We start from the raw sequence: 4538 nt of genomic DNA, 5'->3' as shown, positions 1-4538 counted from the left end.
GGGGGCGGCGAAGGATTCGAGATCGTCCGCAAGCCGGTAGCGCCACAGCTCGCGCCCCGAGGAGAGCGCGATGGCACGGATGTAGCCCTCCCGCGTCTGCTCCCCGATGTAGAGAATTTTCCCGTCCGGGGAAAAGGCGGCGGCTTTCGCCACTCCCTCGGTAATCCGCCCCCGGAAGGCCACGGCGCCGGATGAAACGTCCAGGACGCGGACGTGCCCCCACCGGGTTCCCACGGCGAGGCGGTCTCCCTGGGGCGAAAACAGGAGAAACGTGGTCTCCTCGGAGATGCCGGACTCGATCTTCCGCGGGATGACCTCCTCGAGGCGGATCGTTTTCAGCAGGACCGGATCGGCGATGCGGGGGGCGCGCGCGCGGAGCATCTGGTGTGCTCCGGGTCCCCACCGCACCGTGCAGGCCGCTCCCGGCCGCCATGAAAAGCGCAGCAGGATCAAGTTTCCGAACCGCTGGCCCCGGGCCCCCGAATCTTTTTCTCCGCAGCGAACGGCGATCGCTTTCCCCTCGTCCGGTTTCACGCCGCGAAGCACCCCGCCCAGGCGCGCAAAGACAAACGAGGGGGCGTCACCGCAGCCGGTGATCGTGAGGGCGGCGAGCATCATCCACGCGAGCGTGCGCATCAAAGGACCTCCCGCGTGAATTGGTAGAGTCCCTGAAGGGCGGGAAAGTAGGAAAGGCCCGATTCGTAAAGGAAGTAGAGGGTCTTGACGGCCAGAATGAACAAGAACGCCGCTCCCAGCGCCGCGAGCATGGATTTTTCCGCGAGCGACATGCGGAGCGGTTGCAGGTTCGAGCGCTGCCGGTCGGGGCGGTAGCCGCGGCTGGCGGCGGCGTGCGCCACGGTTTCCGAGCGGCGGATGGCGGCGGCCAGAACGGGCCGCGCGATCCGGATCAGTGTCTGGAGGGGCCGTCGGTGCGGGCGAAGCCCCCGCATCCTCTGGGCGCGGAGCGCCGTGTGGGTTTCCTCGAAGGTGAGGGGGAGGAAACGGACGGCGGTGGTGATGCAAAACGCCAGGGCGTGGGGCATGCGGAGGGCGGTCAGCCCGGCAAGAAGGCGCGCGGGGTCGGCGGACCATCCGACGGCCAGTCCGGCCGAGAGCGTGGCGATGATGCGCAGGGATTGAGAGGCGCCGTAGCGCACCCCCTCATAGGAGAGGGCGAGCCCGCCGGTGAGGGGGCCGATGAAGGGAGTCTCCGGGGGGATGATCACGGCGAGGGTGGTTCTTGGCGCCCCGCGGTAGAAAAAGCCCTGGGAGAACATGAAGCCCCACACGCTGAAAAAGATGAGGAGAAAAAGAATCAGCAGCTGTTTGGCAGTGGGCCGGGAGAGGAGAGCGCACGAGAGCCCGGCCGCTGCCAGGAGGGCGAGCGAGAGTTCTCCGTCGAGCAGGACGGAGAACAGGCCGATGAAGATCAGGAACACGACCTGAAAGCGCGGATCGAGGGCGTGCGCTTTCTCAAGCGGCATTTCCGCCTCCTTCCCGGGCGTCTTCACGCTCCTGGAATTTTCCTTCCGCAAGGTGAAGCGTCCGGTCTGCGAATGCCCGAAGCGCCTCCTGATCGTGGGTGCACAAAATCGCCGCCCGCTCCCCCGGGCGCTCGTCCACCCACCGGCGCAGGCGGGCGAGAAACTGAAGGCGGAATCTCCGGTCGAGCCCCGCGGTCGGTTCATCGAGAAGCAAAACGCGCGGGGAGGTGGCGAAGAGGGCGGCCAGGGCGAGGCGCAGGCGCTCCCCCCGGCTGAGGGAGAAGGGGTTTCGCCGCCGGTGGGCTTCCAGCTCCAGCAGGGCGATGCTGCGCTCCGCGGCGGCGGCGGCCTGCTCGCGCGGCCAGCCGAGAAAGCGCGCGCCCATCCCGATCTCCTCCTCCACGGTGTCGGCGGTCAGCATCAGGTCGGGGTTCTGGAAGAGAAAGCCGACCCGCCCCGCCAGCCAGCGGATGTCGGGGCGGCCGGGCGCGTCCCCGAACCATGCGACGGCGCCCGCCTGAAGGCGAAGCAATCCGGCCAGCGCATGGAGGAGGGTGCTTTTCCCGGCGCCGTTCAGCCCCCGCAGCCCGAGAATCTCGCCCGCCCGAAGGTCGAAGGAGACATCATCGAGCGCCGGGCGCTGGGCGGAGGGGTAGCGGTGGGATATGCCGCTCGCCTGAAGCAGCACGCTCCGGGGCCGTGCGGCGGGGGCGGTTTTCCGGGGGCGGTCTTCCGCGGGCGGAGGGACGAGGCCGAGTTCCTCGAGGAGGGGGGTTGCCTGCGCGAGATTTTCCCGCGGGAACGAGCCCCGGATGCGGCCTTCGCCCATCAGGGTGAGGCGGTCAACGTAGGGGAGGAGGCGGTCGATGCGGTGCTCGGCCAGAAGAATGGTCAGGCCGAAGCGATTCTTGAGTTCCACGAGCGCCGATACGATCTGCCCGGCGGCGGAATCGTCGAGCTGGCTCGTGGGCTCATCGAGGACCAGGATGCGGGGCCGCATCGCGAGGGCGCTGGCGAGGGCGACGCGCTGCTTTTCCCCGCCGGAGAGCTCATGGATGGCGGCGCCGCGCTTGTAGCCCATGGCGGCGGCGGAGAGGGCGCTCTCGATCCGCTCCCCGATCTCGGAGACGGAAAGGCCGAGGTTCTCGGGGCCGAATGCGATCTCGCTCTCGACGCGGCTGCAAAGCAGCTGATCTTCCGGATTCTGGAACATGAAGCCGACATCCGGCCGCACGCCCGCTGGGGCGGAGGAGCGTTCCCCGTCGAAAAAGATGCCGCCCTCCATTCGTCCGGCGCTCTCCGAGGGGATGAGGCCGTTCACCGTTTTGAGCAACGTGCTCTTGCCGCATCCGGTCGGTCCCGCGAGAAGGTGCAGCTCGCCCGCCGCAAGCCGCAGGCAAATGTTCCGCAGGGCGTCCTGCCGGGTGCCGGCGTAGCGGAAGGAGATGTCTTTCCACTCCATGAGCGTTCGGTTCATCCCGCCACCTCCCGGAGGGGGGCGCCGAGCCGGATCCCGACAAAGATGCCCAGGGGGGCGAAAAACAGGCCCAGCGTGATGAGGTAGAGCGCGATGTACCAGTCCGCGAAGTCCAGCCGGTAGAAAAAGATATGCAGGTAGAAGCTGATGGCGGTGATGAAGATGTTGGCCAAGGCGAAAAGGCAGACGAAGAGAACGATGGCGCGGGTGCGGCGCTCCGGCGGGCGGTCGAAAAAGGCCGCTCCGCGCGTGACACCGGAGGCCCACGCCGCTCCCTCGAACGCGAGGATTTCGGCGGTGACCAGCAGAAAGGGGATGATCTGGAAAGAGTAGAGCAGCAGGGCGGTCACGATCTTCCGGATGACGATGTACAGCCCGAGCGAGCCGGGGATGGGATAGCGCATCAGGTAGGCCACCCCCAGCGCATTGGCGGGGACCTCGATGAAGAAGGCGCTGACGAGAAACCCGAACGGGCCGAGAAGGGCGAGCGCGATGTTTCCGGCGATGATCTCCGGGATGTTGACGAGGACGAAGGCCGCCGCGGCGAAGATCGCCGCGCCGCTGAGGAGCCGAAGCGGCAGAGTGCGCAAGAGCGCCCCTCCCTTCCGGATGACGAAGAAGAAGCCGAGGAGGGCCAGCGCCAGCGTCGCCAGCGTGATGAAGAAGGCCCAGTGGCTCGGCGGCTGCACCCGGAAGGGGATGCGCACCCGTGAGAGTTCCTGATCGGTTCCCCGGAGGGTGACGCGGATATTGTGCCGGTACCGGCCGGGCACGGCGCTCCGCGGATCGAAGTACACCGGGAGAATGACGATCGTCTCCCTCCTCGGGAGGAGATCGGCGAAAGTGATGCTCTGGCCTGTTCCGCCGCTGAGGAGATCGGGGGCGCGGAGAAAGGGAACGCTTCCGCCGTCCCCGGGTGCGGTAAAACCGGATGAAACCGCGGCCGGTATGGTGGCCGTGGAGTCGTTGCGAATCCACAGCGTCTGGTAGCGGTAGGGGACATAGGGGTCCACGGGGGGTGCGGGCGCGCCCCAGAGCTTCCGGAGCCATTCGCCGGTCCCCCCCGGCATGATGAGCGTATCGCGCAGATGGTGCGGATCGAAAATTCCGCTTGCGTCGGTGGGAAACCAGTTCCGCTCCAGGCGGATGACCCGGGCCAGCTCGCTGGGGGGATGGAGGCGGACCGTGGTGCGCGCGTACAGCGGTTTTCGGGTGTTGTCCTCGGGGATGAGTGCGGCGCTCACCGCGAGGGGCTGTCCTCGCTCGCGGGGGAACTGAAGGGGAATTTGCTCGAACCACAGCGCGTGCGGCGCGAGAAGGAGGGATTTTTGGAGCACGAGCGTGTCCCCCTTCCGGGCGCTCTCCCACCCGGAAGGGAGTTTTCCGGGAAGGATGCCGGAGGGCAGGGCGATTTGAAGCTTAACGCTTCCCGCCGCTTCCGCCCCCGTCTGAATCTTGATCGTGGCGTGAAGCCGGACCCCGGCGGGCAGGGAGACGTGCGTACTTGTCAGGCCGTGGGGGATCTCGAGGGAAAGCGCATAGGGCGGCGGCGGCCCGGCGGGGGCCTGGAGCGATCC

Annotated in this window: 4 protein-coding genes; all 4 read right to left on the bottom strand. The window is 67.6% G+C overall.

The genetic code is table 11. The annotated features are described in order from the left end of the window. On the bottom strand, positions 1 to 636 hold a 636-nt coding region (locus O2807_12355; GenBank protein MDA1001291.1), incomplete at its 3' end, for a hypothetical protein. Next, positions 636 to 1484 (bottom strand): energy-coupling factor transporter transmembrane component T, encoded by an 849-nt coding sequence (locus O2807_12350; protein MDA1001290.1) that lies wholly within the window; start codon positions 1482 to 1484, stop codon positions 636 to 638. The genes O2807_12350 and O2807_12355, both read right to left, overlap by 1 nt. Beyond that, a complete protein-coding gene (locus tag O2807_12345) occupies positions 1474 to 2961 on the bottom strand; it encodes an ATP-binding cassette domain-containing protein (protein MDA1001289.1) in 1488 nt (495 codons plus the stop codon). The genes O2807_12350 and O2807_12345 overlap by 11 nt, the downstream gene beginning before the upstream one ends. Beyond that, on the bottom strand, positions 2958 to 4538 hold a 1581-nt coding region (locus tag O2807_12340), incomplete at its 5' end, for a hypothetical protein (protein ID MDA1001288.1). The genes O2807_12345 and O2807_12340, both read right to left, overlap by 4 nt.

The sequence above is a fragment of the bacterium genome, from assembly GCA_027622355.1.
Lineage (GTDB): Bacteria > UBA8248 > UBA8248 > UBA8248 > UBA8248 > JAQBZT01.
Note: the sequence above shows the minus strand (reverse complement) of the source record. Positions and strands in the feature narration are given on the sequence as shown.